Origin of the sequence: Rhodococcus sp. ENV425 (genome assembly GCF_002887785.1) — a bacterium.
Taxonomy (GTDB): Bacteria; Actinomycetota; Actinomycetes; order Mycobacteriales; family Mycobacteriaceae; genus Rhodococcus; species Rhodococcus aetherivorans.
Genome location: NZ_PCZU01000271.1, coordinates 56,245 through 59,242, shown reverse-complemented (window position 1 = coordinate 59,242; position 2,998 = coordinate 56,245). Strand labels below are relative to the sequence as shown.

Sequence of the window (2,998 nt, the reverse complement as noted above, 5' to 3'; positions counted from 1 at the left end):
CTCCCCGAACACGACGATCTCCGCGGCCCGCCCACCCACCCGCACGGTGAGCAGATCGTTGAGATATCCCTCGCTGTAGAGGTGGCGTTCGACCTCGGGGAGCTGCTGGGTCGATCCCAGCGCCATGCCCGCGGGCAGGATCGTCACCTTCGCCACCGGGTCGGCGTGCGGGCACAGGGCCGCGAGCAGCGCGTGACCCGATTCGTGCACCGCCACCGAGGTCCGTTCCTCGGGGAGCAGGGCGTTGGCGCTCTCGCGGCGGCCGAGCAGCAGGCGGTCGCGCGCGGACGACAAGTCGTCGGCGCAGATGACGGTGCGGTCGTCGCGGACGGCGTTGATCGCGGCCTCGTTGACCAGGTTCGCCAGATCCGCACCCGAGAACCCCGGGGTGGCCCGCGCGAGCACACTCAGATCGACGTCGGGCCCGAGGTGTTTGCCCTGTAGGTGCACCGAGAGGATCGCGGCCCGTTCCGACTGGGTGGGCAGGGGGATGACCACCGTGCGGTCGAACCGGCCCGGCCGCAGCAGTGCCGGATCGAGCGCCTCCGGGCGGTTCGTCGCTGCCAGCACCACGATGCCGACGCTCTGATCGAAGCCGTCCATCTCGGCCAGCAACTGGTTGAGCGTCTGCTCCCGCTCGTCGTTTCCGGCGTAGGTCCCGACGCCGCGTTTGCTGCCGATGGCGTCGATCTCGTCGATGAAGATGATCGACGGGGGGCTCTTGCGGGCCTGCTCGAACAGGTCCCGCACGCGGGAGGCGCCGACGCCGACGAACATCTCCACGAACTCCGAGCCCGTGACGGACAGGAAGCGCACCTCTGCTTCACCCGCCACCGCGCGGGCCAGCAGCGTCTTGCCGGTGCCCGGCGGGCCGATCATCAGCACGCCGCGGGGACCCTTCGCGCCGGCGGCCGCGTACTTCTCCGGATCCCGCAGGAAGTCGACGACCTCGCTGATCTCCTGCTTGACGCCGTCGTATCCGGCGACGTCGGCGAAGCGGGTGGTCGGCCGGTTCGCCTCGATCACCCGGGCCTTCGAGCGGCCGAACGTTCCGATGCCCCCGATACCGCCGGCGCCGCCGCTGAATGCGCGCTGCGCCCGGCGGCCGAGCCACAGCAGCAGTCCCGCGAACACCACGAAGGGCAGCATGCTGAACAGAATCGCCCCCCACGGGCTGTCGTCGGTCTGTTCCGCGCTGACCCGGACCTGCTTCGCCTGCAGCTTGTTGTCGAGCCCGGCGAGGTCCAGCGCGGTGGGTAGCTGGGTGACGAATTCGGTTCCATCGGAAAGTGTTCCGTAGACCGATCCCTTGTCGTCGATCGTCACCTCTTCCACGGTGCCCGCATCGACCCGGTCCACGAAGTCGCTGTAGGTCAGGGTGCTCGAGGTCGGGGTCTGCAGGGCCAGGGCGACCACCAGGCCGCCGAGCAGGACGGCGACCGCGACCAGCTGCCACCACAGGCCCGAGGACGGCGCCGGCGGGGGCGGCGGGTCCGGGGGAGGCCCCGATCGCGCCGACCGTGAGTGGTGAACGGAGAAGAACCTGGTCCGTGTGATCATTCGGCGCTCTCCTGACCTGTCCGTGTCGGATCCACGGTATCCGGACGCACGGAGGTCCTCACCCGTGTCAGCAGGATCGACGAGAGACTGTCGAGTGTGGCGGCGAACCTCGACGTCGGTATCGCAGGGTTCGCCGCCACGGTCCGGGGCTCAGGCCCGGACGGGGACCGGTCGGGGCGGCGGTGCCTCGGCAAGTTCACGGACGAGGTCCTCGGCGGCGGGCCAGTGGCCGTAGCCGGCGGCGGGGTTGAGGTGCCCGACCGGTCCGGCGTCGACGAGTCTGCTGCCCCAGTGCCGCGCGAGAGCGGCGGCCCGGTCGAACCCACAGAGCGGGTCGTTGCTGCTGGCGGCGACGATGCTGGGAAACCGCAGCGGTGTGCGCGGGGTGGGATACCAGCCGTTGTCGCGTAGCTGCTCGGGGGTGGGGTAGCCGGCGGGCAGCGCGACGGTGAGGTCGGGTGGGGTGGCCAACAACGCGCCCACGACGGGGTGGTCGTGGCGCTGGGCCCACGCCACGGTGATCATCACACCGGCGCTGTGCGCGACCAGCAGCACCGGGCCGGTCGTGCCGGCGACGACCTCGTCGAGGGCGGCGACGCGGGCGGCGAGACCGAACTTGTCGCGCTGCAGCGGCTCGACCGTGGTCACCTTCGGCAGCCGCGCGGCGAGCAGGGTCTGCCAGTGCTCGGCGACGTGGCCGCGCAGGCCCGGCACGATCACCACGGTCGTGGTATCGAGGGTGCTCACTTGTCGGCTCCGGTCTGCTGCGCGGGGGTGGCGGACAGGGTGGCGAGCTTGCGGACGCCGGCGGGGTAGACGCGCTTGCCGGCCAGCAGCACCGCGACCGCGCCCAGGTAGACGAGCGGCGCAAGTTGCAGAGCATTGGCGAGGCTGATCCTGTCCGCGAGGACACCGACGACGAACGGGCCCGCGGCCAGCCCGAGCAGGCTGTTGGCCAGGGTGGTGGTGCCGAACGCCGACGCCCGCACGGTGGGGTGGGTCAGGTTGGCGACCATCGCGGTGACCGCGCCGGTGGAGCCGGCGGAGAAGAACGCGCCCAGTCCGAGCAGCACCAGCTGGGCGGTGCCGACCGGCAGCCGGAACCCGACGATCAGCAGTACCCCGGCGGCGAGGCTGATCGCGATCGCGACTGTCCATTTGCGGGCCGGGTCGATGCGGGCGGCCCGGTCGGCGACGATGCCGCACACGATCATGCCGGCGCCGATGAGCAGCACGAAGACCGCGGCCATCGCGGCGGCCTTGTCCGCGGCCAGCCCGTAGGAGCGGCCGAAGAAGCTGGGCAGCCACGCCATCAGCGCGGCGGCGGTGAACATCTGCAGCCCGCCGCCGATGTAGGCGCACAGCACCGCGGGGTTGGTGAACAGGCTCGAGATCGGGGCACGTGCAACCGGGCCCGGCGCCTCGGTGTGGGTGGTGT

General features: G+C 71.4%; 3 protein-coding genes. All 3 read right to left on the bottom strand.

Going from position 1 to position 2,998, the window contains the following annotated elements; translation table 11 throughout:
• Positions 1 to 1,560 (bottom strand): ATP-dependent metallopeptidase FtsH/Yme1/Tma family protein (locus CQZ88_RS25220; RefSeq protein WP_258008783.1); only part of this gene is annotated, 1,560 nt, incomplete at its 3' end.
• Positions 1,561 to 1,710: 150 nt separating this feature from the next.
• The gene (locus tag CQZ88_RS25215; RefSeq protein WP_006937065.1) at positions 1,711 to 2,307 is read right to left on the bottom strand and encodes an alpha/beta hydrolase; all 597 of its coding nucleotides are present in this window, start codon (positions 2,305 to 2,307) and stop codon (positions 1,711 to 1,713) included.
• On the bottom strand, positions 2,304 to 2,998 hold a 695-nt coding region (locus CQZ88_RS31850; protein WP_258008781.1), incomplete at its 5' end, for an MFS transporter. The genes CQZ88_RS31850 and CQZ88_RS25215, both read right to left, overlap by 4 nt.